Origin of the sequence: Martinezella rhizogenes (genome assembly GCF_000799715.1) — a bacterium.
In the GTDB taxonomy this organism is placed as follows: Bacteria; Pseudomonadota; Alphaproteobacteria; order Rhizobiales; family Rhizobiaceae; genus Rhizobium; species Rhizobium rhizogenes_C.
This window is the reverse complement of record NZ_JUHG01000017.1, coordinates 19,820-42,324: the sequence shown is the minus strand read 5'-3', so window position 1 is coordinate 42,324 and position 22,505 is coordinate 19,820. Positions and strand designations below refer to the sequence as shown.

Below are 22,505 nucleotides of genomic sequence, written 5' to 3'. Positions count from 1 at the left end.
GGCATCACAGGAACCACCGCAATGGCCAAGAACGAGCCCCCCCTCTACGAAATACACGATCCCCGGTTTCGCTATCTCGTCGTCAAGAGCGCCGCTCTGGACGAGCTCTATTCCGGCTGCCGCTGGGCGGAAGGCCCTGTGTGGTTTGCCGACGGCGGATGCCTGATCTGGAGCGACATTCCGAACCAGCGCATGCTGCGCTGGGTGCCGGACGGTGGCGTCTCGACCTTTCGCGCACCCTCGAACTTCACCAACGGCAATACGCGCGATCGCCAGGGGCGGCTCGTTTCCTGCGAACATGGCGCGCGGCGCGTCACTCGCGCCGAGATCGATGGATCGATCACCGTTCTCGCCGACAGCTTTCAGGGCAAACGGCTGAATTCGCCCAACGATGTCATCGTCCGCTCCGATGGATCGGTCTGGTTCACCGATCCGACCTACGGCATCCTGTCCGATTACGAGGGCTACAAGGCCGAACCCGAGCAGGCGACGCGCAACGTCTACCGGCTCGATCCGGAAACCGGCGAGATGGAGATCGTGGTCGACGATTTCGGCCAACCGAACGGCCTGGCGTTTTCCCCGGACGAAACCAAGCTCTACATCGCCGATTCAGCATCGAGCCATGACATCAGCGCACCACGCCACATCCGTGTTTTCGATGTGATCGACGGCCGCAAGCTCGCCAACAGCCGGGTATTCTGCGACATCGACATCGGTCTTCCCGATGGCTTCCGCGTCGATATCGCCGGCAATATCTGGACCAGTGCCGGCGACGGCGTGCATTGCTTCGCGCCCGACGGAACATTACTGGGGAAGATCAAGGTGCCGCAGACGGTCTCCAACCTCACCTTCGGCGGCCCCCGCCGCAACCAGCTGTTCATCACCGCCACCAAGTCCCTCTATAGCGTCTACACGGCCACAACAGGTGCGCAGACACCTTAAAGCAATTCCAGGAAAAGTGCGCAGCGGTTTTCCGTCCGGAATTGCGTCAAACAATGGGACAGAGCGGTTCGGCGCTTCCGTGAAGCGTTGAACCGCTCTAGGACCGAACCTTGAACGGCCCCATCTGGATGGAGCGCAGCAGCGTTGCGCGGGCACTGCCCAGATGGGCCAGCAGGTTTGTTTCCACCGCCGCCGGATCCCGGCTGCGAAGGGCGGCGATATAATCGAGATGCTGGGTGAGCGCCCTGATGTTGCGTTGCTTTTCGTCATCGATATTCCACTGATAGGTGTAGTGGAAGAAGGCCGAAACGACATTGTAGAACTCGATGATGTACCTGTTTTTCGAGGCATCATGCACGCAACGATGCAGGCGTTCATCCAGCGCCGGGAATTCGCGATAGCGCCGATCGATGTCCGCCAGCAACTCAAGATGCTCCGCCTCGATCGCCTGCAACTCCCTCCAGCAGGGGTCGCTATCCGGCAATTGGAGCAGGTGCCTGGCCGAGCGCAGCTCGAACATCTCGCGGACGTCATAGATCTCCTCGGCGAAATTCGGGGTAACGCCAAGAAATACCCAAGCACTGTTGGGGCGTCGCTCGATCAGCCCAAAGTGCTGAAAACGCGTGAGATATTCGCGGATGGTGGTGGTCGAGGTGCCGAACTGCCGCGCAAGTTCGGCGCTGTTGAGCAACTGCCCGGCGCGAAAATCCCCCTGCAGGATCCATTCCATGAACCGGCGCTCGACGGCGGCGGCGGCGGACATGGTCTGCGTTTCGGGGAAATAATCACCGGGCTCCGGCCGTCGCCGCAAAGAGTGGACGGCATCATCGAGATGAAGAATTCCGGCATCCGTCAGGGATGACAGGACTGAGCGCACCGTGGTGCGGCTGACCGCCAGTTTCGATGCCAGTTCCGAATTCGACGGCAGTTTCTGATCGACCTCCACATTACCGAGAAAGGACAGGCAGCGGTTGTACGCGCCCTTGTAGACTGCATTCCCCTTCATTCCAAACCATCCCCTGCTGCAATCGATCCGTATCATATAGACCGGATTATTTATATAAAAAACAGTTGACTCAAGAATCCTCTGCTGTTTTATATATGCAAAAGACAGTCGAAGGGAGGATCGAAGCTTGTCTGGGATTTATCTTGCGAACACATCTCTGGACTGCGCCTCCTTCGGGAAGATAGGCGCGTGAGCGGCCGCATCATCCAATTCGGAACGAGCCGCTTCCTGCAGGCCCATGCGGCATTCTTCGTTCATGAGGCGGCGGAAGCCGGCCAGAAAGTCGGCCCCATCACCGTCGTTCAGGTCTCAGGATCAGGCAGCCGAAGCGGCCGCGTCGCCGCATTTGGCCGGCCCGAGGGCTATCCCGTCGTCATTCGTGGCATGTCGGGCGGCAAGACGATCGATCGCACGGTTCGGGTGAAAAGTGTCGACCGTGGCCTGTCGGCCACAAACGACTGGGCCGAGATCACCCGGCTTTTCGTCGAGGAGGCGGATTTTGTCGTCTCCAACACCGGCGACACCGGTTATCGGACCGATCCAGACGCAGATGAATTCTCCTCCGGCGATCGCCCTCCGCACTCATTCCCGGCAAAACTGGCCGAACTTCTCTGTCGTCGCTGGCAGGCGTCGGGGCGTTCCCTGGTGGTGCTGCCCTGCGAATTGGTGACAAGCAATGGCCAAGCCCTGAAACAGGTCGTCGTCGAAAGCGCGAAGCGAAACGGTTTGTCGACCGAATTCTTCGAATGGCTCGACCGCGAGGTCGCTTTTGCCGATACGCTGGTCGACAGGATCGTGTCCGAGCCCATCGAACCGATTGGCGCCGTTGCGGAACCCTATGCCCTCTGGGCGATCAAACAAGCGCCGGGCGTTCGTCTGCCCTGCACGCACGAGCAGATCGTGCTGACCGATGACCTCGAACCCTACGAGCGCCTGAAGCTGCATATCCTCAACCTCGGGCACACCTATCTCGCTGAGATCTGGCAGACCGAAGGCCATGCGGATGATCAGACGGTCGGCGGAATCCTTGCCGATCCGGGCATAAGGACGCAGCTGGAAGCCCTCTATGAGAGCGAGGTCGTTTGCGGCTTCGCCTTGAAAGGCATGGGCGACGAGGCACGGCCCTATGTCGCGACCACGCTCGATCGTTTCCTCAACCCGTTCCTCAATCACCGCATTGCCGATATCGCGCAGCATCACGCCCAGAAGGTCGAGCGCCGCATTGGCGCCTTTCTCGACTGGGTTGGAGAAACGCCTGAACAGCACGCGGCCCCGATCCTGCGCGGGATAGCGGCACGCTACCCGGCATCCGGAGGCACAGTATGAACTACCAGTTCGATTTTGCCTCCCTCCTTCCTTACTGGAAGGAGTTCGCCCTCGGCGTTTGGCTCACGCTTCAGCTCTCCGTCATCTCGACCGTTATCGGCTTCGTGCTCGGTACGCTCTGCGCCATCGGCCGCGCCGACGGCGGCCCCTGGCTTCGCGGCATCATTGCCACTTACGTCGAAGTCATCCGCAACACGCCGCTGCTTGTGCAGGTGTTTCTGGTCTATTTCGGCATTGCTACCCTTGGCGTCCACGTCTCGGCCAACATGGCTGCCGTCGTGGCGCTGGTCGTCAATGTCGGTGCCTATACATGCGAAATCGTCCGCGCCGGCCTGCAATCCATCCACAAGGCGCAGCTCGAAGCGGCGGAGTGTCTTGGGCTGTCGCGCAAGCAGACCTACTGGCATGTGATCATCCGCCCGGCCATCGAACGCGTCTATCCGGCGCTAACCAGCCAATATGTGCTGCTGATGCTGGCCTCCTCGATCACCTCGCAGATTTCGGCCGAGGAACTGACCGCTGTCGCCAACCGAATCCAGTCGGATACGTTCCGCAGTTTTGAGACTTACATCGTCGTCGGTGTCCTCTATCTCGCCCTGTCCTTCGTCGTCCGCATCGCCCTCTGGCTGCTGGGCCTCGGTCTCTTTGTTCGCCGGCGCAAGCTCGGCACGGCACTTTAAAGGACGCGGCAATGCCAACATTCAGCTTCGTTCATCTGGAGTTTCTGGCCTGGGCCGCCATGTGGACGGCGGGCCTTTCGGTGATCGCCTTCCTTGGCGGCGGCTTTCTCGGCTTTCTGGTCGCGCTGGCGCGCGTCAGCAGCTCAGGCGCATTGCGAACGGTGGCGGCGGTCTACATTCAGATCGTTCAGGGCACGCCGCTACTCGTGCTGCTGTTCCTCATCTATTTCGGCATCGCCATTCTCGGCTTCGACCAGGTTCCGGCAATCATCGCCGCCGCCGCCGGTCTCATCATCTATTCCTCCGGCTTCCTCGGCGAGATCTGGCGCGGCTGCATCGAATCCGTGCCGAAGACCCAATGGGAAGCGGCGGAGTGTCTCGCCCTGTCACGCTGGCAGCGCATGATCAAGGTCATCCTGCCGCAGGCGTTGCGCATCGCCACGCCGCCGACCGTCGGCTTCCTGGTGCAGATCGTCAAGAACACCTCGCTCGCCTCGGTCGTCGGCTTTGTCGAGCTGTCGCAGGCCGGCAAGCTCATCAACAATTCGATCTTCGAACCCTTCACCGTCTTCATCGTGGTGGCAGTATTTTACTTCGCCATGTGCTTTCCGCTCTCTCTGTGGAGCCGCAACCTCGAGAGGAAGCTCAATGTCATCCATCGTTAAAGTCACGAACGTCCACAAGGCCTTCGGCGCCGTCAAGGTCTTGAATGGCGTATCGTTCGAGGTCGGGCGTGGCGAGGTTGCCGCCGTCATCGGCCAGTCCGGATCGGGCAAGTCGACGGCGTTGCGTTGTATCAACGCGCTCGAGACCATCGAGAGCGGCACGATCGAGGTCTGTGATCACGCGGTTCATGACCCCAAGCTCGACAAGAGCGCGCTGCGCCGAGACGTCGGCATCGTCTTCCAGAGCTATAACCTCTTTCCTCATCTGACGGCCGAGCAGAACATCATGCTCGCTCCGACCTGCGTGAAAAAGCTCGGCAAGGCCGCCGCCCGCGATCTGGCACGCGAAGTGCTGAGCCGCGTCGGCCTGGAAGCCAAGGCAGAACATTTTCCGGAACAGCTTTCCGGCGGCCAGCAGCAGCGCGTGGCGATTGCCCGCTCCCTGGCGATGAAGCCGAAGCTGATGCTCTTCGACGAAGTGACATCGGCGCTCGACCCCCAGCTGACCGGCGAGGTGCTGAAGGTCATGGAGGATCTCGCCCGTGGCGGGATGACGATGATCCTCGTCACGCATGAGATGGCCTTTGCCCGCAAGGTGGCATCGAAGGTCGTCTACATGCATCAGGGCCAGGTTTGGGAAACCGGACCCGGCGCGATGCTGGACAATCCGCAGACGAGCGAATTGCGCGAATTCGTAGGTAGCGGCCTCTGAGGCTGAAACGGGAAAAGATTTTGTTGGAAGGACAAAGGGATGGAGAACATGAAACGTAGACGTTTTCTGGCAGGCATAACCACCGCACTGGCCGGCGCGACACTCTTGGGCGTCAACGCCCGCCAGGTTCTGGCCGACACGCTGGAGACCATCAAGACGCGGAAGAAGCTGCTGATCGCCGTCGATCTCGGCTCACCGCCATTCGGCATGAGCGATGCGGCGATGCAACCGACCGGCTCCGATGTCGAGACCGCCAAGCTGCTCGCCGCCGATCTCGGCTATCCGCTGGAAATCGTGTCCGTCACCAGCCCGAACCGCGTGCCCTTCCTGCTGACCAGCAAGGCCGACATCGTCATGGCTTCCTTCAGTGTCAACGAGGAGCGAAAGAAGGTCATCGATTTCACCGACGCCTATGGCGTCATCCAGATCGTTGTCGCAGCACCGAAGAGCGTAGACATCAAAACCCTGCAGGACGTCGTCGGCCAGCGCCTTGGCACGACGCGCGGCTCGACCAACGACAAGGTCGCGACGACGGAGGCGCAAGGCGCCGAAATGGTGCGCTACGACGATGACGCGACGCTGATCACCGCTCTGGTTTCCGGCCAGGTCAACATCATGGCATCTTCACCGCAGATCATGGCGGCCGTCAACCAGCGCCGGTCGAGCGATCCGCTGGAGGTCAAGCTGGTGCTGAAGACCAATCCTTACGCCATCGGCCTGCGCAAGGGCGACGACGCGCTGAAGGCGACGCTGAACGAATGGATCGCCAAGAACCTTGCCAACGGCAAGCTCAACGAGATCTATCAGAAGTATAATGGCGTGGCACTTCCGGCCGAGATGCCGAAGACGTAAAACAAACACCGGAGCGCCGCATTGTCGGCGCTCCCTGCAATCCCAAGAAGCGGTTCGAGCGGGCTGGCCCCTGCGGACAAGGAGCGAACGATGAAAGCATTGATCTGCAACGAGCCGGGCCGGCTGTCACTGATCGAGCGGGATATCCCCGTTCCCGCGGATGGCGAGGTGTTGGTTCGCATCAAGCGTGTCGGCATATGCGGAACCGATTTCCATATTTTCCAGGGCAAGCACCCCTTCCTCGAATATCCGCGCGTCATGGGCCATGAACTCTCAGGCATCGTCGAGGACGCACAGGGATCGGCGCGGCTGAAGAAGGGCGACAATGTCTACATCGTCCCATACCTCTCCTGCGGAAAATGCGTTGCCTGCCGTCGCGGCGTGACCAATGCCTGCCAGAACATCGCTGTGCTCGGCGTGCACAAGGACGGCGGCATGTCAGAATATCTGTGCGTTCCCGAACAGAACGTCATCTCGGCCGGCAAAGCCTCGCTCGACGACGCCGCGATGATCGAATTCCTGGCGATCGGCGCCCATGGCGTCAAGCGCGGCAACATCCAGGCCAGCGATCGCGTTCTCGTCGTCGGTTCGGGACCGATCGGCATGTCGGCGATCATCTTTGCCAAGGCGCGCGGTGCGGATGTGACCGTCATGGACATGCGCGAGGATCGCCTCGCCTTTACGACCAGCGCGCTCGGTGCCGACAGGACCCTTCTCGCCAACGACGATGCGGAGGCACAGGCCAAGCGCCTGACGGATGGGGATTTCTTCGATGTCGTCATCGACGCCACCGGCAATGCCGGCGCGATGCAGCGCGGCTTCGGCTTCGTGGCCCATGCCGGCCGATACGTCCTTGTCAGTGTCGTCCGCCAGGACATCACCTTCTCCGACCCGGAATTCCACAAGCGCGAGACCACGCTGTTTGCCAGCCGCAACGCTCAGCCGGATGATTTCGCCGAAGTGGTGAAGCAGATGGAGGCAGGCCGCGTGCCGACGGCGGCCCTCAACACCCATCGCGGCGCGCTGTCCGACGCGCCTGAGCTCTTCACCGAATGGCTGCGCCCCGAAGCCGGCGTCATCAAAGCCATTCTGGAGGTATGACCATATGGCCGCGCCGCGCACGCTTCGTCTCCATGATGCCGACAATGTCGTCATCACCATCGAAAGCCTGTCGCGAGGCAAGGTGATCGACGGCGGTGTCACGGTCACGGCAGCCGTTCCGCGCGGCCATAAGGTCGCCATTCAGGCGATCCGGACCGGCGAGCCGATCCGCAAATTCGGACAGATCATTGGTTTTGCGAGCAGCGATATTCAGCCGGGCGACTGGGTGCACGAGCACAATGTCGCGATCCATGATTTCGAGCGCGACTATGCCTTTGCCTCGGAGGCGAAGCCCGATGGCGGGCTTCTGCCCGGCGAAAGCCCCACGACATTCGAGGGCTTCCGGCGAGCCGACGGCCGCGTCGGCACGCGAAATTATATCGGCATCCTCAGCTCCGTGAACTGTTCCGCCACCGTCGTCGACTTCATCGCCGACGAGATCATGCGCTCCGGCATCCTTGCCGATTATCCCAATGTCGACGGCGTCGTTCCCTTTACCCATGGAACCGGCTGCGGCATGGGCAGCAAGGGCGAGGAATATGATCTGCTGGCAAGAACCCAATGGGGCTATGCCAGCCATCCCAATTTCTCCGCCATCCTGCTGATCGGGCTTGGCTGCGAGGTGTTTCAGATCCCGCGCCTGAAGAAGACCTACGGCATTGCCGAGGGCGAGCATTTCCAGAGCCTGACGATCCAGGAGGTCGGCGGCACCCGCAAATCGGTGATGATGGGCGTGGAGAAGATCCGTGAGATGCTGCCGTTTGCCAATAGGTCGGTACGCGAGACGGTTCCAGCCTCAGAACTGATGCTGGCACTGCAATGCGGCGGCTCGGACGGCTATTCCGGGCTGACCGCCAATCCCGCGCTAGGAGCTGCCGTCGATATTCTCGTGCGTCATGGCGGCACCGCGATCCTGTCGGAAACACCGGAGATCTATGGCGCCGAACATCTCCTCACCCGGCGGGCGGAGAGCCCCGAGGTCGGCCAGAAGATTGTCGACCTGATCGACTGGTGGCGGGATTATGCCGCCAAAACGGGTGGCGAGTTGAACAACAACCCTTCGCCTGGCAACAAGGCTGGTGGGCTCACGACCATTCTGGAGAAATCCCTCGGCGCCGTCGCCAAGGGCGGCAGCTCCACCTTGCGGGGCGTCTATCGCTATGCTGAGCGCATCGATCGCAAGGGCTTCGTCTATATGGATACGCCCGGTTACGATCCAGTCTCGGCGACGGGCCAGGTGGCGGGCGGTGCCAACGTGCTCTGCTTCACCACCGGCCGCGGATCGGCCTATGGCTGCAAGCCAACCCCATCCCTCAAGCTCGCCACCAATTCCGATCTGTTCACGCGGATGGAAGAGGACATGGACATCAATTGCGGCGATATCATCGACGGCGTGTCGATCGAGGAAAAGGGCCGCGAGATTTTCCAGTCCATCCTGGAAACCGCCTCAGGCAAGCGCTCGAAATCCGAACTGCTCGGATACGGCCGCAACGAGTTCGTACCCTGGCAGCTGGGCGCGACGATGTGATTCATACGCTGGATTTGCCGACAAGAGGGCGTGCGTGCCAGCGGAGGCGAACCTACATCGCGCAATGAACTACCATAGGCTCGGCTATGGCATCTGCTGCCCCGCGCCAGCGCAAAGAATCTCCGTCAGGATACCCCGCTCAGCAAATGTTGGGCGACTACGCAAGCGAGTCACCCAATACCCGTCTTGCATACGCAGCACCTGGTCGGTTAGGCACATCAGACTACCAGTCTGTATGGCTCTGAGGCAAAGCGGTAGCGAACCAAGCAGAACGCCTGCTCCTGATTCCGCTGCCCGCATCGCCTGTACGAACGTGTCAAAGCGGAGTATCGATAGCGGCTGTATCTGAGAACCCATCATGTTGGACCAGTCGCGCCAGCCATCGCGCGGACCAGAAACGGCGATACGCGGCAACCTCTCCCAATTCTCTGCCGATTCCTTTGCCAGGGACGGTGACGCAACGGGTGCAAGTTCTTCCGCAAAGAGCCGTTGCGCCTCTCGCCCCGGCCAGTTGCCGTCACCAAAGCGGATCTCGAAATCCGCTTCAGATCGCTCATAATCAGGCTGGAGCTGGATCGTTTCGAACGCCAGCTGAACATGGGGCAACAGATGCGCGATTTGCCGTAGCCGTGGGACAATCCAAAGCTCGATAACCGACGACGACGCTGCGATTGTTATCTTCCGGCGAGGCAGTTCGAACAAATTCGCCGTGCTGTGCAAGAGCTGGTTGAAGGCGGATTGAACCTGCGGCAGCCACGCTTCCCCTTCCACCGACAGGATCACCCCACGTGCCTGCCTGTTGAAGAGCTGTGTCCCCAGCCGCAATTCGAGATTTTTGATGCGCTGGCTTACGGCTGCCTGCGTAAGGCCCAACTCGTTCGCCGCCGCAGTAAAACTGCCCAGTCGCGCCGCAGCCTCGAAGACCCGGATCCATTCAAGGGGCGGTAACGTTTGAAGATGTTCAGCCATAACGGATTTTAGGTCATATCCCCAATATTCATTGTTTGTGCTTATGGGACATTGGCCGTCAAATGTCGAGCATTATCCACCTGTGCTTAGGAGCGGGAAATGCCAAGGGAAGCTGAAGTAGACATCATCGATGCGGGCAGAGCCATATCGATAGCGCTGCCGAATGGAACAAAGCAGCGATTTCATGCGGTATGGTTGCGGGACAATGCCTGGGACGAGACCACCCGCGCACCCGGTAATGGTCAAAGGCTGATAACACTTGGCGACATCCCAGTGGATACCCGCGTTTCCGCGGTGAAATCCGAAGCGGGATTGCTCCATCTGACATTCCAACCCGAGAATCGCACGATCGCCTTCGATCTGAACTGGTTGGCCGACCATGGCTATGACAATGACCGCAGCCGCGTCTCCGGCTGGACATCACCGGATATCGAGACCTGGGACGCCAGCCTTGGCGCGGCAATCCCATTGGCCGATTTTGGCGCCATCAGCCGAGATCAGGCGGCCTTGGGTAACTGGCTCCATGGCGTGCGCCGCTATGGTTTTGGCAAACTCGTCGGCGGTCCGGTGGAAAACGGTGCTCTGTTCGAGGTGGCATCGCTGTTTGGCTATATCAGGGAGACCAACTACGGTCGGCACTTCGAAGTCCGCACCGAAGTTAACCCATCGAACCTCGCCTATACCGGCCTTGGCCTCCAGGCCCATACGGATAATCCGTACCGTGATCCCGTGCCCACCCTTCAAATTCTCTATTGCCTGGAAAATTCCGCAGAAGGCGGCGAGAACATGGTCGTTGACGGGTTCAGCGCGGCGGAACGGCTGCGTGCGGAAAACCCGCATGGCTTCGATCTCCTGACGCGTCACTGCGCAAGGTTCGAATATGCCGGCAGCGCCGGCATCTGCCTGCGTTCCCGACGACCGATGATCGAGCTCGCGCCCGACGGGGAGCTGGTCGGCATTCGGTTCAACAACCGTTCGACGGCTGCGATCACCGACGTTCCCTACGGGGATATGGCGGATTACTATGCGGCCTATCGGCGGCTCGGCGAGATCATCGACGACACCTCCATGGAGGTAACCTTCAAGCTGGCACCGGGCGAGTCCTTCATTGTGGACAACACCCGCGTTCTCCACGCACGCAAGGGGTATTCGGGCGCCGGTTCTCGCTGGCTGCAAGGCTGCTACGCCGACAAGGACGGTCTTCTTTCGACACTCAGCGCCATCGAACTGCAAAATCGAAAGGCAGCGTGATGACGAAGCCCAACCACGAAACGCTAGGCCCGGAGACGATCGTCGCGTTCCTGGGCGACATTTTTGAACGCCGGGGCGACGAGGAATATCTCGGCGAGCCGGTCACCATGGCGGAGCACATGCTGCAGGGGGCATATCTGGCCGAGCAGCAGGGTGAGGAAGAGATCATCATCGTGGCGGCACTGCTGCATGATATCGGCCACTTCACCAGCGAGTTCGGTACCTTCTCCATGGACGACGTTCATGACAAGCATCATGAAGAAGCAGGAGCGCAGGTGCTCGAGCGCTTCTTCCCGAGCCTCGTCATCGACTGCGTACGCTATCATGTCGCGGCCAAGCGATATATTTGCGCCACCGATCCAGCCTATTTCGGCCAATTGTCGGCGGCCTCTATTCACTCCTTGAAGCTACAAGGTGGGCCAATGAATGCCTCGGAAATCGAAGAGTTTCAAAGCAACCCGAACGTCAAGCAGATCGTGCGGGTTCGCCATCTCGATGATGCCGGCAAAATCGCGAACATGGTGACGCCCGGTTTTTCGCATTACGCCCCGATGGTGCAACGCATAGTCGATGCCCATTGTCGCCTATTGGAACGATGATCACCTGACCCTGGCTTCTGCGGCACGGGTCATGCCGACGGCTTGATCCGTGCCCGATTGATCAGGCGCACCCCTATTCCATCACGACGATCCTCCATCACAAGGCCCTCACCAGCGATGTGCTATTCTGTCGATCTATCGTCCCTTGAACTGCGGCCGCTCCTTTGCGGCAAAGGCACGCATCCCCTCCGCCCGGTCGTCGCTTGCCGCAATCAATGCGGACAGCGAACGCTCGTAACGAATGCCAGCGGACAGCGGAGTCTCGAAACTTTCGAGAACAGCGGCCTTGGCCATCGTGACCGCGATGGGGGCAGCTTGAGCGATACGCTCGGCGATCGCGCAGGCTAGATCGTCCACGCTCTCGCCATCAGCGGCGATGCTGCTGATCAGGCCGCAGGCCCTTGCCTCTTCCGCATCGAGCTTTCGCCCGGCCAGAACCATCTCCATTGCCATCGACTTGCCGACGGCGCGCACGAGGCGCTGGGTTCCGCCGGCGCCGGGTATGGTGCCGATCGCGGTTTCCGGAAGGCCGAACAGCGCTGTGCGATCTGCGACAACGATGTCGCAGATTAGCGCCAGCTCAAGGCCGCCACCGAGAGCATAGCTTGAGATCGCGGCGATGAGCGGCTTGGTGATGGCCGCCACCTCGTCCCATTTCTCGCTGAAACCGCTGGTATAAAGCTCGATGGGAGTGGCCGCGGCAAGCGACCCGATATCGGCGCCTGCGGCAAAGCCGCGCTCGCTGCCGCTGATGACGATCGCCCGCACCGCTGGATCCGCCTGGCAGTCGCGCAGCGCATCGACAAGCCCTGTCAGCATCTCGACGTTGAGTGCGTTTCGCTTGGCCGGCCGATCGAGGATGACGCGGGCAAAGCCGCTTTGCTTCTCGGTTTTGACAAGAGATGATGTCATGGCTTGCGCCTTTCCGTCAGCAGGCGGACGGTATCGTCGCGGCGCGCAATCGCGGCCGCAATCTCTTCAGCCGTCCAGTCGTAAAAGCCGCGACCGCTCTTCGTTCCGAAAGCCCCCTCCTCACACAGCCGGCTCACCAGGGAGGGTATGCCTTCGCTGCGATCCAGCGCCGGCATCAGAATGCGCGACACTTTCTCGACCGTGTCGAGACCGGCCAGATCCATCAGCCGCAGCGGCCCTGCCGCCGACCAGCGCGGCGCAAGCGTCGTTTCGACCGCCCGGTCAACATCCTCAATCGAGGCGGCACCCACTTCAACGAGATGGAGCGCTTCGCGCAGGATCGCATATTGCAGCCGGTTGACGACGAAGCCTGCTATATCGGTCTTCACCTCGATCACTTCCTTGCCGATATCGGCGCAGAGCGCGCGGGCGCGTTGGACGATCTCATCCGAGGTTTTCTCGCCGCGCACGATCTCGACAAGCGGCATGACGGCCGGCGGATTGAACCAGTGAATGCCGACGACCCGCTCCGGCCGGGCAAGCCCTGCCGCGATCAGGGTGATCGGAACGCTGGACGTATTCGTCGTCAAAAGGCAGTCGACCGGCGCCATGGCTTCGATCTCGCCGAAGATGCGCTGTTTCAGCGTAACGTCTTCCGCAAGGTTTTCGCTGACGATGTCGGCATCGGCAACACAGTCCTCGATCGAGGTCGTATACTCGACCGCCGCTTCGCCAGCGATGGCGACGATCCGGCTCCGCGCCTTGTCGAGGGTCTCCGCGCTGCGGGAATAGACGGCGACGGGATAGCCTTGTGCCGCAAACACGCCGGCAATGCCGGCACCCATCGTGCCCGCGCCGAGGACGGCAACCTTCGGCCGGATCCAGGTCTTGTCGTTGATGTCCTGCGCCATGATCAGATGACCCCCCGCAACCGGAGATTCTCGATATCGGGACCGTTCAGCCCCAGCTCATCGCTCAACACCGCATCCGTATGCTGACCGAGGACCGGGGCGACATAATCGCCGCCCGAGGCAATGCCGCTGAAGCGAACCGGCTGCGGCATCACCTGGAATTCGCCGGCATTGCGATGCTGCACGGTATGCAACAGCTGGCGGTGCTGCGCATGCGGCGTGGCGAGCGCCTGGGCGAGATCGTAGATCGGCGCGGCCGGGACGCCCGCCTCATCGAGCAGTTGCGTCACCTCCTCGGCGGAGCGAGTGCCTGTCCAGGCCTCGATGACGGACCGCAATTCCTCCTGATGACCCTGCCGATCGGCATCCGCCTTGAAGCGAGGATCATCCGTCAGGCTCGGGTTACCGAGCGCCCGCGCCAGTCGAGTAAAGAGCGCGTCATTGGCAACGGCGATGACAACATAGCCATCGGCGGCCTGATAGGAATCCATCGGCGCGCTGATCGGATGCGCATTGCCGACGCGGCCGGGTGCGCCTCTGCCGCCGGCGATCTGCGACAGCGAAACCATCTGCAGGGACATGATGGAATCGAGCATGGCGACATCGACATGTTGCCCCTTGCCGGTGCGATCGCGCTGAAGCAGCGCCGCAAGAGCGCCCCAGGAACCGTAGATGCCGGCGACAACATCGCCGATCGCATCGCCCACGCGGGTCGGCGGCCCGTCCGGCCAGCCGGTGACGGTCATGATGCCGCCCATCGCCTGGACGACGTGATCGTAGGCGGCGCGGTGCGCAAGCGGCCCGTCCTGACCGAAGCCGGAAATGCTGACATAGATCAGGCGCGGATTGAGCGCTTTTACGGCCTCGTAGTCGATGCCCAAACGCGCCGTGACACCCGGCCGGAAATTCTCGACGAGAATATCGGCCTGCTTGATCAATCCGAGCAGCAGTTCGCGGCCCTCATCCGATTTCAGATCGAGCGTAACGCTCTTCTTGCCGCGATTGACCAGCATGAAATAGCTGCTCTCGCCGCCGACATGCGGGGAAAAAGCGCGGGAATCGTCGCCATGATCGGGGATTTCGATCTTGGTCACGGTTGCGCCGAGATCGCCAAGCATGGCGGAGCATAAAGGCCCCGCAAGCACACGCGCCAGATCCAGCACCTTTATCCCATCGAGCGGCCGTACGGCCTGCGTTGCTTCGGTCACGGAAGTCTCCAAGCTCTTAAATGTTGACTGCGAGGGCACGGTCTACGGCCCCGGCGATGGTGCCGTTGTCGATAAGGTCGCGGACGGCCTGCAGTTCCGGATACATGGCGCGGTCGCTGTCGCGCGGCGGAACGACTTCCCGGATCGCGTCATAGGCCGCGCCCGTGCCCCTGCCCGGCCGCAAGGGCCGGTGAAATTCCAGTCCCTGGGCGGCGCAGATCAGTTCGATCGTCAGGATATCGGCGAGATTGTCGGCCGCCATGCGGGCCTGCATTGCGGCGGAGACGCCCATGCTCACATGGTCTTCCTGGCTGGCGCAGGTGGTGACCGTGTGGACCGAAGCGGGAGCCGCAAGGCTGCGATTATCGCCGGCAATGGCCGCCGCCGCATAGGGCGGGATCATGAAGCCGGAATTGGCGCCACTCGCGCCCATGAGAAAAGGCGGCAGCTCGCTGATATGGCCATTGGTCAGGCGGTCCGATCTTGCCTGCGACATGGTGCTCACATGGGCGATAGCGATCGCCAGCACATCCAGCGCCAGCGCCGTCGGCGCGCCATGGCCGTTGCCGCCGGGCAGAGGCACAAGCTCCTCGTCTTCGATGACGAAAACGGGGTTGTCGGTCACGGAATTGATCTCGATGGTCAGGACATCGCGGCAATAGGCGAGCGCGTCGCGCACGCTGCCATGGACCTGCGGAATGCAGCGCAGGCTGAGCGCGTCCTGAAGACGGTGATCGCGATGCTTCGCCAGCACCTCGCTATCCGACAGCAGGCTGCGCAGCCGGCTGGCTGTCGCAACCTGGCCGGGATGCGGCCGCATCCGCTGCAGGCGTTCGTCATAGCCCCGGCTGTTACCTTTCAGCGCCTCGAGGCTCATGGCGCCGGCGACATCGGCAATCGCTACCAATTGCGCGGCCTGATGGACGGCGAGTGCGCCGATGCCGGTAATTTCATAGGTGCCGCTGATCAGCGCATGGCCTTCGCGAGGGCCGGGAGCCTTAATAGTAATGCCGGCGCGGGTCATCGCTTCGCGCCCGGAAAGCAGCTCGCCCTGATACCAGGCGCGTCCCTCACCGAAAATCACCAGACCGATATGCGACGTCGCGATCAGATAGCCGACCGAACCTTTCGCAGGCGACCAGGGGGTGACGCCACGGTTGAGCATCTCGCTCATGGTCTCCACAAGCCCGGCGCTGACGCCGCTGCAACCCTGCAAGAGCGCCTTGATCATCGTCGCCATGATGGCGCGCACGGCCGGGGGATCAAGCGGCGTGCCCATGCCGCTCGCATGACTGAGCAGCGTATTGAGCTGCATCTGGGACATGTCTTCGGGCTTGAGCTTGACCGTGTAGAGATCGCCGACCCCGGTCGTCAGGCCATATATGGGCACGTTATTCTTGATCGCTTTGAGAAGATGTTGCTGGACCCTGCTCATGCCGGCTATGGCATCGGCGCAAAGCGCGACCTTTGCTCCCGCGGCGATCGCCGCGATCTCCTCGATCGTGGTCGGCTTGGTGCCGAGCGTGACGGTGGGCGAGTCTTTTGACGATTGATCGCTATGTTCCATTCCGCCCTCCCTTGGACGGACGCCAGCCTTCCCCTTCCGGAGACAAGCGGCCTCGCTACTTTCCTCTGTCCAGGTGCCGGCGGCCGAACTTGCGGTCGGCCGCCGTGATATCGATTAGTTCAGCTTGTTCTTCGTCAGCCAATCGCCGGCAACGGTGTCGAAGCTTTCCTGATTGGCGAGACGACCGTTCATCTCGATCAGGTCTTCGGTCGTCAGCGCGGCAGAAACGGCGTTGAGCGCCGCGGTGACCTTGTCGCTGACCTTGCTGGTCGCGATGATCGGCAGGATATTCTGCGCCGGGAACAGGTTCTTCGTATCCTTCAGCGCGACGAGCTTGCTCGCCTTCATCGCCGGATCGGTCGAAGTCATGTCAGCCGCATGGACCTGACCGTTGGTCAGAGCCGAAAGGGTCAGCGGGCCAGCGACGTCAAGGGTTTTGAAATCCTTGAATACCAGACCATAGACGTCCTTCAGGCCGACGACGCCTTCCTTGCGGGTCTTCCATTCCGGCGGGCCACCGAGGATGAGTTCGCCAGCGACCGGCTTCAGATCCTCAATCGACGTCAGGGAGTATTTCTTGGCGGTTTCCTCGGTGACGGCAAGTACGTCCGAATCCTGGGCGTCGGATGCCGTCAGCATCGACACGCCCTTCGGCAGCACCTTGCCGAGCGCCTCGACGACATCCTTCGGGGCATGCGCGGTCGCGTTCTTGTCGAGATAGCTCAGCGTCGCGCCGGCATATTCAGGAAGAAGGTCGATCGAACCGTCGAGCAGCGCCGGCATATAGACTTCGCGGCTGCCGATATTGAGCTTCGTGTCCACCTTCATGCCCTTGGCGGCGAGCGCCAGGGCATAGATCTTGGCAAGGAGCTGGCTTTCCGGGAAGTCCGCGGATCCGACAATGATCGTATCCGCATCCGAGCGTGGCGTGCTCGAGGACAAGGGGTCTTCGGCCCGCGCGAGCGGAGCGACCGCAAGAAGTGCAGAAATGGCAATGGCGCCGATTGCAAGCATGTTTCGCTTTATCATCTTCGTTCTTCCTAGCTGTTCCGTTGTTTTCTGTTGGCAAGCAGGCGCCAGATGGGGGCGCCATTCACAGTCCGGCGCGTCAAGCCGGGCGAGACTGCGATCCTGGATGCGAGGCCGAAGAACAGGTCGACGATCAGGGCGAGAACACCCACGAGAACGGCGCCGGCGGCCATCTGCATATAGTCGTTTTGGGCGCGGCCATCGATGATAAGCCGGCCGAGGCCGCCAAGCGAGACATAGGCGGCGATTGTCGCTGTCGAAATCACCTGCAAGGCGGCACTGCGGAAGCCTGAAAAGATCAGCGGCAATGCACAGGGAAGCTCGACGGTAAGCAGCAAGGCGAGCGGCCGGTATCCCATGCCCCTGGCCGCATCGACGGCAGCCGGATCCACCGAGGTGATCCCGGAATAGGCGCCCATCATGATCGGTGGCACCGCAATCAGCACCAGGACGGCGATGCTCGGCACCAGATAGGCCAAGTCCGATTTGAAATAAGGCCCGACGAGGATGACCAGTAGCACGATCAGGCCGAGGCTCGGCAAGGCGCGCGTGGCGTTCGCAAGACCGGCAATCAGGAATGTCCCCTTGCCGGTATGCCCGACATAGAGACCGGCAGGCAGGCCGATGAGCGCCGCGATCAGAAGCGAGATGAAGCTATATTGCAGGTGCTGGATCAAAAGATTCGGGATGCCCTCCGAACCGTGCCACTGTGCTGGATTGAGAAACCATTCGATCATGAGCTCACACCTTTCCCGGCCGCCAGGGCGTCAGCCAGCGATTGAGCAGGATGACGAGACCGTCGAGGACAACGGCAAGCAGCAGGCAGAGCACAATGCCGGCGATCAGCGGCGTGACAAACCGAAGCTGAAGACCTTGCGTAAACAGCAGCCCGAGCTGCGGCGTCCCGATCAAGGCAGCCACGGAAACGATACTGACATTCGATACGAGCGCCACGCGCAAACCCGCGGCGATAACAGGCACGGCAATCGGCAACTCGACCATGAAAAATCGCTGGAACGACCGGTATCCCATAGCGGTGGCCGCCTGCAGCGTATCCGGGGGCACCGCACCCAGGCCATCGCTGACGGTGCGTACCAGCAGGGCCAGCGAATAGACCGTCAACGCCACGACCACGTTGAGCGGATCGAGGATTTTCGTGTGCAGCACCAGAGGCAGGAGGACGAAGAGCGCCAGCGACGGAACGGTGTAGAGCAGGCCCGCGATCCCGAGGATCGCCGACTTGAACAGCCCGCTCTTATGCGCCAGCCATCCGAGTGGCAGCGAAAGAATGAGGGCGGCGATAACGGGAATGACGGAAAGGCCGACATGCCACCAGAACAGGTTGGCAATATTCCCGGATTCGCGCAGCAGCCAGTCAAATCGCATGGTCCGCTCCCTTCACCGGAGCCGCCGGATCTTCCGATCCATCCAGCAGCGCAACCAGATCCGCGACCCCGATGGAGCCCATCAGCTGGCCCTTGTCGTCGACGACGACGCCGCGGCGGCTGGGCGAGCTCAAAGCCGCGTCGAGAAGCTGTCGCAGCGAGCCGTCAGCCAAGGCGAGCGTGCCGCTGAGATTGAGGTCGCCCATGCGGATTGGCCCCTGCAGGCTTGCCGGTTCCGTCCAACCGAGAGGTTCGCCGCGCTCGTTGGTGACCAGCAGCCAGCGATCCTTGGCAGCGCCACGCGCTGCTTCCGGCATATCGCCGAGGCGCACGGTCGGCTCGGCCTTGACAGTCAGCCGACCATTGGCGCCGACGAAACCCAGGAAGCGATAGCCCCGGTCGCGGCCAACGAAATTGGCGACGAAGGCATCGGCCGGTTTCGTCAGCAGTTCCTGCGGCGTCGCGATCTGCGCGAGCTCGCCGCCGACGCGCAGGACCGCGACCTGATCGCCAAGCTTCAGCGCCTCGTCGATATCATGGGTGACCATGATGATGGTCTTGCCCATTTCTCGCTGAAGACGCAGGAACTCGTCCTGCAGCTGCGTGCGCACGATGGGATCGACCGCGCTGAAGGGCTCGTCCATCAGCATGAATTTGGGGTTGGAAGCGAGCGCGCGCGCCACGCCGACGCGCTGTTGCTGGCCGCCCGAAAGCTGCCAGGGATAGCGATCCGCAAAACCCTGCGAGAGACCGACGCGCTCGAGCAGTTCCAGCGCGATAGCACGCGCCTGCTTCTTGGGCGTGCCGTTCAGGCGGGCGGTCGTCGCGACATTGTCGATGATCGTCCGGTGCGGGAAGAGACCGGCATGCTGAATGACATAGCCGATCCGCCGCCGAAGCAGCGCCTCATCCATCCGCGACGTCGGCTCGTCTCCCAGACGGATCGTTCCCGAGCTCGGAGCCACAAGGCGATTGATCATACGCAGCGATGTCGTCTTGCCACATCCGGACGGCCCGACGAGCACCGTCAATTTACCGGTCGGCGCCGTGAACGACAGTTCGTTCACCGCCACAACATCGCCGTGATAGCGCTTCGTCACATTTTCGAAAGTGATCAACCTGGCTCACCCATTCCTGTTCCACCTGTATATACAGGTTACACGAAACCAATGGCCGCGCAACTGGGATGGCAAAAATTTTAGCCGGACTGGTGATATGCCCATTTAATATGCAAAAACCTGCATTTAAATGTCTCGCGTTGCGAGCGCGCGTCGAACACCGCGCCGCATTGTCGGGCCTGAAAATCCGCAGCCTCACAACTTGATAAAAACCATCGATTTGATTAGTAACGATATATGCAAGGGCAAAACCTAGGCCCGCGAGTTCCGGTAGGCAGCACGCTACACCGGTTTCCGCGACCGACTGCTAAATTTTTAATCAGCACCGATTATTGCCTTGCAAACACTCATTCGCTATGCCTGTATATACAGCCAACCCTTAAATGGATGCGTTTATGCAGATCATCACTTCGAATGAAGCGGCGGCTCTTTTGAAAGACGGCATGACCGTCGCCGCCTCTGCTTTTGGAGGATGCTGCCATCCCGAAGCCATTTCCGCCGCCGTCGAGGAGCGTTATCTGGCGGAGGGCGCTCCCCGCGACCTCACACTCCTGTTTGCCGCCAGCGCCGGCGACCGCAAGGCGCGCGGCATGGGCCATTTCGGATATGAAGGCCTCGTCAAGCGTGTCATCGCCGGCGGCTGGCGCGGCACTCCCCGGCTCGGCGAACTGGCTTTGGCGGAAAAGATCGATGCCTATTGCTGGCCGCAGGGTGTGATCGCCCAGCTCTATCGCGCCATCGCCAGCGGCCAGCCCGGTGTCATCACCCATATTGGCCTCGGTTCCTTCATGGATCCGCGGCATGGCGGCGGTCGGATGAACGAAAGCACGACGACCGAACTGGTGGAGCGGGTCACCTTGCGCGGCCGCGACTGGCTGCTCTATCCCTCAATGCCGCTGGATTGCGTCCTTCTGCGTGGTACGACCGCCGACGAGGACGGCAATATCACCATGGAGGACGAAGCCTTTCCCGTCGATGTTCTCGCAATGGCGCAGGCCGGCCGGAATTCCGGCGGCATCGTCATCGTTCAGGTAAAACGCATCGCCGAACGCGGCTCGCTGCCTGCCGCCGATGTCCGCATTCCAGGAATGCTGGTGGATTACGTGGTGGTCTGCGACGATCCCGCCCAGCATGGCGTCAGCTTCGGCGAGGCCGACAATATCGCCTATACCGGCCGCTTCCGGACCGCCGCCGGCCAGTTGCCGCCTTTGCCGCTTTCTCTCGACAAGATCATTCAGCGCCGCGCCTTCCAGGAACTGCTCGGCCACAGCCAGGCGACGATCAATCTCGGCATTGGCATTGCAGCTGGGATTGGCCGCATCGCCAGCGAAGAAGCCTATGACGACTATACCGTCACCATCGAATCCGGCGTCATCGGCGGCATTCCGGCCGAGGAGCTTTCCTTCGGCGCCGCAGTCAATCCGAGCGCCATCATTCCACAGGCCTCCCAGTTCGATTTTTACGACGGCGGCGGCCTCGATGTCGCTTTCCTCGGTATGGCGGAGGTCGATGTCCGTGGCGCGGTGAATGTCAGCCGCTTCGGCAAGTCCATCGTCGGCGTCGGCGGTTTCACCAATATCTCCCAAACCGCCGGCACCGTCGTTTATATGGGCTCGTTCTCGCATGGCGGCGCCGATATCCGGGTCGAGGATGGCAAGCTCTCGATTGTCACGGACGGTCGTTCCTGCAAGATCGTCGACAAGGTGGCGCAGGTAAGCTCCGATCCCGCCGCCGCACCGCAAGGCCAGAAGCAGATCGTCATCACCGAACGCGCCGTTTTTCACGTCATCGATGGCCGACTGACGCTGACGGAAGTCGCGCCCGGCATCGATGTGAAAGCCCATGTCATCAACCGTCTGCCGTCGGGCGTCGCGATTGCCGACCAGCTCAGGCAGATGGACACGCGCCTCTTCCATCCATCCGCGATGAAGGAGCTCCCCTATGAAGATTGATGGCTCCGTCGTCATCGTCACGGGATCAGCGACCGGCGTTGGCGCCGCCTGCGTCCGCATATTTGCCGAGAAGGGCGCAAGCGTCGTCGTCAACTACAGCCGCAGCCGCAACGAAGCAGAGGAAACCGCCGCTGCCTGCGAGGCGCTTGGCGCTGAGGTCGAACTCGTTCAGGCTGACGTATCGGACGATGCCGCCTGCCGCGCGATGGTCGCCAGGGCCGTGAAGCGCTGGGGGCGCCTCGATGCGCTGGTCAACAATGCCGCTGTTACCGTCAAATCCGATCCCTTCGATCTCGAAACCCTCTCGGCGGAGGATTTCCAGAAGGTGTTCGGCGTCAACGTCGTCGGCGCCTACCAGATGTGCCGCGCCGCCATCCCGGCCATGCGCGCCACCGGCGCCGGCGCGATCGTCAACGTCTCCTCGAATGTCGCCTTTACCGGCGGCGGCACTTCGCTTGCCTATACCGCCTCCAAGGGCGCGCTCAACGCGCTGACCATGGCGCTTGCCCGCACCTGCGGCCCGGAGATCCGCGTCAACGCGGTCTGCCCAGGCATCATCGATACCCGCTGGATGCGCCAGACGCTCGGAACCAACGCCTATGACGCGCTCGCTGCCCGCTTTTCCGGCACAGCGCCGCTCGGACGTGTTGCGACGCCCGAAGACGTCGCCGGCGCGGTCGTCTGGCTCGTTGAGGGTGCGGAGTTCGTCACCGGCGAATTGCTCTCCGTCGATGGCGGCATCCGCCTGGCGGGCGGCACCCGTAAGCCCGCCCAACGGAGCGACGCCTGACC

The 22,505-nt window shown here is 61.6% G+C and carries 22 protein-coding genes; 12 read left to right on the top strand and 10 right to left on the bottom strand.

Annotated features, from left to right (window positions below; translation table 11 throughout):
* The first annotated feature begins 21 nt into the window (after nt 1-21).
* Nucleotides 22-942 (top strand): SMP-30/gluconolactonase/LRE family protein, encoded by a 921-nt coding sequence (locus tag EX00_RS24600; protein WP_047463979.1) that lies wholly within the window; start codon nt 22-24, stop codon nt 940-942.
* Nucleotides 943-1,039: 97 nt separating this feature from the next.
* Here the strand turns inward: EX00_RS24600 and EX00_RS24595 are convergent, their stop codons facing one another.
* On the bottom strand, nt 1,040-1,948 hold the full coding sequence (locus EX00_RS24595; RefSeq protein ID WP_047463978.1) for a GntR family transcriptional regulator: 909 nt from the start codon (nt 1,946-1,948) through the stop codon (nt 1,040-1,042).
* A 189-nt stretch (nt 1,949-2,137) separates the two neighbouring features.
* Between EX00_RS24595 and EX00_RS24590 the strand changes: the two genes are divergently transcribed.
* The 7 genes from EX00_RS24590 (at nt 2,138) to EX00_RS24560 (ending at nt 8,812) form a co-directional block, all read left to right on the top strand.
* Nucleotides 2,138-3,274, top strand: a complete 1,137-nt coding sequence (locus tag EX00_RS24590) for a mannitol dehydrogenase family protein (RefSeq protein ID WP_047463975.1) — start codon at nt 2,138-2,140, stop codon at nt 3,272-3,274.
* On the top strand, nt 3,271-3,954 hold the full coding sequence (locus tag EX00_RS24585) for an amino acid ABC transporter permease (protein WP_047463973.1): 684 nt from the start codon (nt 3,271-3,273) through the stop codon (nt 3,952-3,954). The genes EX00_RS24590 and EX00_RS24585 overlap by 4 nt, the downstream gene beginning before the upstream one ends.
* An 11-nt stretch (nt 3,955-3,965) precedes the next feature.
* Nucleotides 3,966-4,619 (top strand): amino acid ABC transporter permease, encoded by a 654-nt coding sequence (locus EX00_RS24580; protein WP_047463971.1) that lies wholly within the window; start codon nt 3,966-3,968, stop codon nt 4,617-4,619.
* Nucleotides 4,603-5,331: an amino acid ABC transporter ATP-binding protein gene (locus EX00_RS24575; RefSeq protein WP_047463969.1), complete on the top strand. Its 729-nt coding sequence runs from the start codon at nt 4,603-4,605 to the stop codon at nt 5,329-5,331. The genes EX00_RS24580 and EX00_RS24575 overlap by 17 nt, the downstream gene beginning before the upstream one ends.
* A 48-nt stretch (nt 5,332-5,379) precedes the next feature.
* Nucleotides 5,380-6,183, top strand: a complete 804-nt coding sequence (locus tag EX00_RS24570; protein ID WP_234709105.1) for a transporter substrate-binding domain-containing protein — start codon at nt 5,380-5,382, stop codon at nt 6,181-6,183.
* A 90-nt stretch (nt 6,184-6,273) separates the two neighbouring features.
* Nucleotides 6,274-7,284, top strand: coding sequence for a zinc-binding alcohol dehydrogenase family protein (locus tag EX00_RS24565; RefSeq protein WP_047463965.1), 1,011 nt, complete (start codon nt 6,274-6,276; stop codon nt 7,282-7,284).
* A gap of 4 nt (nt 7,285-7,288) precedes the next feature.
* Nucleotides 7,289-8,812 carry a UxaA family hydrolase gene (locus EX00_RS24560; protein WP_047463963.1) on the top strand — a complete coding sequence of 508 codons (1,524 nt, stop codon included), beginning with the start codon at nt 7,289-7,291 and terminating at the stop codon, nt 8,810-8,812.
* An 84-nt stretch (nt 8,813-8,896) separates the two neighbouring features.
* On the opposite strand, the gene EX00_RS24555 is transcribed toward EX00_RS24560, so the two are convergent.
* Nucleotides 8,897-9,781, bottom strand: a complete 885-nt coding sequence (locus EX00_RS24555) for a LysR family transcriptional regulator (protein WP_047463961.1) — start codon at nt 9,779-9,781, stop codon at nt 8,897-8,899.
* A gap of 99 nt (nt 9,782-9,880) precedes the next feature.
* Here EX00_RS24555 and tmpA point away from each other — a divergent pair, with 99 nt between their 5' ends.
* Both tmpA and tmpB read left to right on the top strand, forming a co-directional pair.
* Nucleotides 9,881-11,032, top strand: coding sequence for a 2-trimethylaminoethylphosphonate dioxygenase (tmpA, locus tag EX00_RS24550; RefSeq protein WP_047463958.1), 1,152 nt, complete (start codon nt 9,881-9,883; stop codon nt 11,030-11,032).
* On the top strand, nt 11,032-11,631 hold the full coding sequence (gene tmpB, locus EX00_RS24545; protein WP_047463956.1) for a (R)-1-hydroxy-2-trimethylaminoethylphosphonate oxygenase: 600 nt from the start codon (nt 11,032-11,034) through the stop codon (nt 11,629-11,631). Before tmpA ends, tmpB begins: the two co-directional genes overlap by 1 nt.
* Nucleotides 11,632-11,766: 135 nt before the next feature.
* On the opposite strand, the gene EX00_RS24540 is transcribed toward tmpB, so the two are convergent.
* From EX00_RS24540 to EX00_RS24505, 8 genes are all read right to left on the bottom strand, one after another.
* The gene (locus EX00_RS24540) at nt 11,767-12,543 is read right to left on the bottom strand and encodes an enoyl-CoA hydratase-related protein (RefSeq protein WP_047463954.1); all 777 of its coding nucleotides are present in this window, start codon (nt 12,541-12,543) and stop codon (nt 11,767-11,769) included.
* Nucleotides 12,540-13,454 carry a 3-hydroxyacyl-CoA dehydrogenase family protein gene (locus EX00_RS24535; RefSeq protein WP_047463952.1) on the bottom strand — a complete coding sequence of 305 codons (915 nt, stop codon included), beginning with the start codon at nt 13,452-13,454 and terminating at the stop codon, nt 12,540-12,542. Before EX00_RS24535 ends, EX00_RS24540 begins: the two co-directional genes overlap by 4 nt.
* Nucleotides 13,455-13,456: 2 nt before the next feature.
* Entirely contained in the window at nt 13,457-14,662 is a 1,206-nt protein-coding gene (locus EX00_RS24530) for a CaiB/BaiF CoA transferase family protein (RefSeq protein ID WP_047463950.1), read from the bottom strand.
* Nucleotides 14,663-14,678: 16 nt separating this feature from the next.
* Nucleotides 14,679-16,229, bottom strand: a complete 1,551-nt coding sequence (locus tag EX00_RS24525; RefSeq protein WP_047463949.1) for an HAL/PAL/TAL family ammonia-lyase — start codon at nt 16,227-16,229, stop codon at nt 14,679-14,681.
* A gap of 114 nt (nt 16,230-16,343) precedes the next feature.
* Nucleotides 16,344-17,258: an ABC transporter substrate-binding protein gene (locus tag EX00_RS24520; protein ID WP_047463947.1), complete on the bottom strand. Its 915-nt coding sequence runs from the start codon at nt 17,256-17,258 to the stop codon at nt 16,344-16,346.
* Between the two features lie 11 nt (nt 17,259-17,269).
* Nucleotides 17,270-17,995 (bottom strand): ABC transporter permease, encoded by a 726-nt coding sequence (locus tag EX00_RS24515; protein WP_047463945.1) that lies wholly within the window; start codon nt 17,993-17,995, stop codon nt 17,270-17,272.
* 4 nt (nt 17,996-17,999) lie between these two features.
* Nucleotides 18,000-18,644: an ABC transporter permease gene (locus tag EX00_RS24510; protein ID WP_047463944.1), complete on the bottom strand. Its 645-nt coding sequence runs from the start codon at nt 18,642-18,644 to the stop codon at nt 18,000-18,002.
* Nucleotides 18,634-19,761, bottom strand: a complete 1,128-nt coding sequence (locus EX00_RS24505) for an ABC transporter ATP-binding protein (protein WP_047463942.1) — start codon at nt 19,759-19,761, stop codon at nt 18,634-18,636. Before EX00_RS24505 ends, EX00_RS24510 begins: the two co-directional genes overlap by 11 nt.
* 395 nt (nt 19,762-20,156) lie before the next feature.
* Here EX00_RS24505 and EX00_RS24500 point away from each other — a divergent pair, with 395 nt between their 5' ends.
* Nucleotides 20,157-21,713: an acyl CoA:acetate/3-ketoacid CoA transferase gene (locus EX00_RS24500; protein WP_047463940.1), complete on the top strand. Its 1,557-nt coding sequence runs from the start codon at nt 20,157-20,159 to the stop codon at nt 21,711-21,713.
* Nucleotides 21,703-22,503, top strand: coding sequence for an SDR family NAD(P)-dependent oxidoreductase (locus EX00_RS24495; protein WP_047463938.1), 801 nt, complete (start codon nt 21,703-21,705; stop codon nt 22,501-22,503). Before EX00_RS24500 ends, EX00_RS24495 begins: the two co-directional genes overlap by 11 nt.
* The last annotated feature ends 2 nt before the right edge of the window (nt 22,504-22,505 follow it).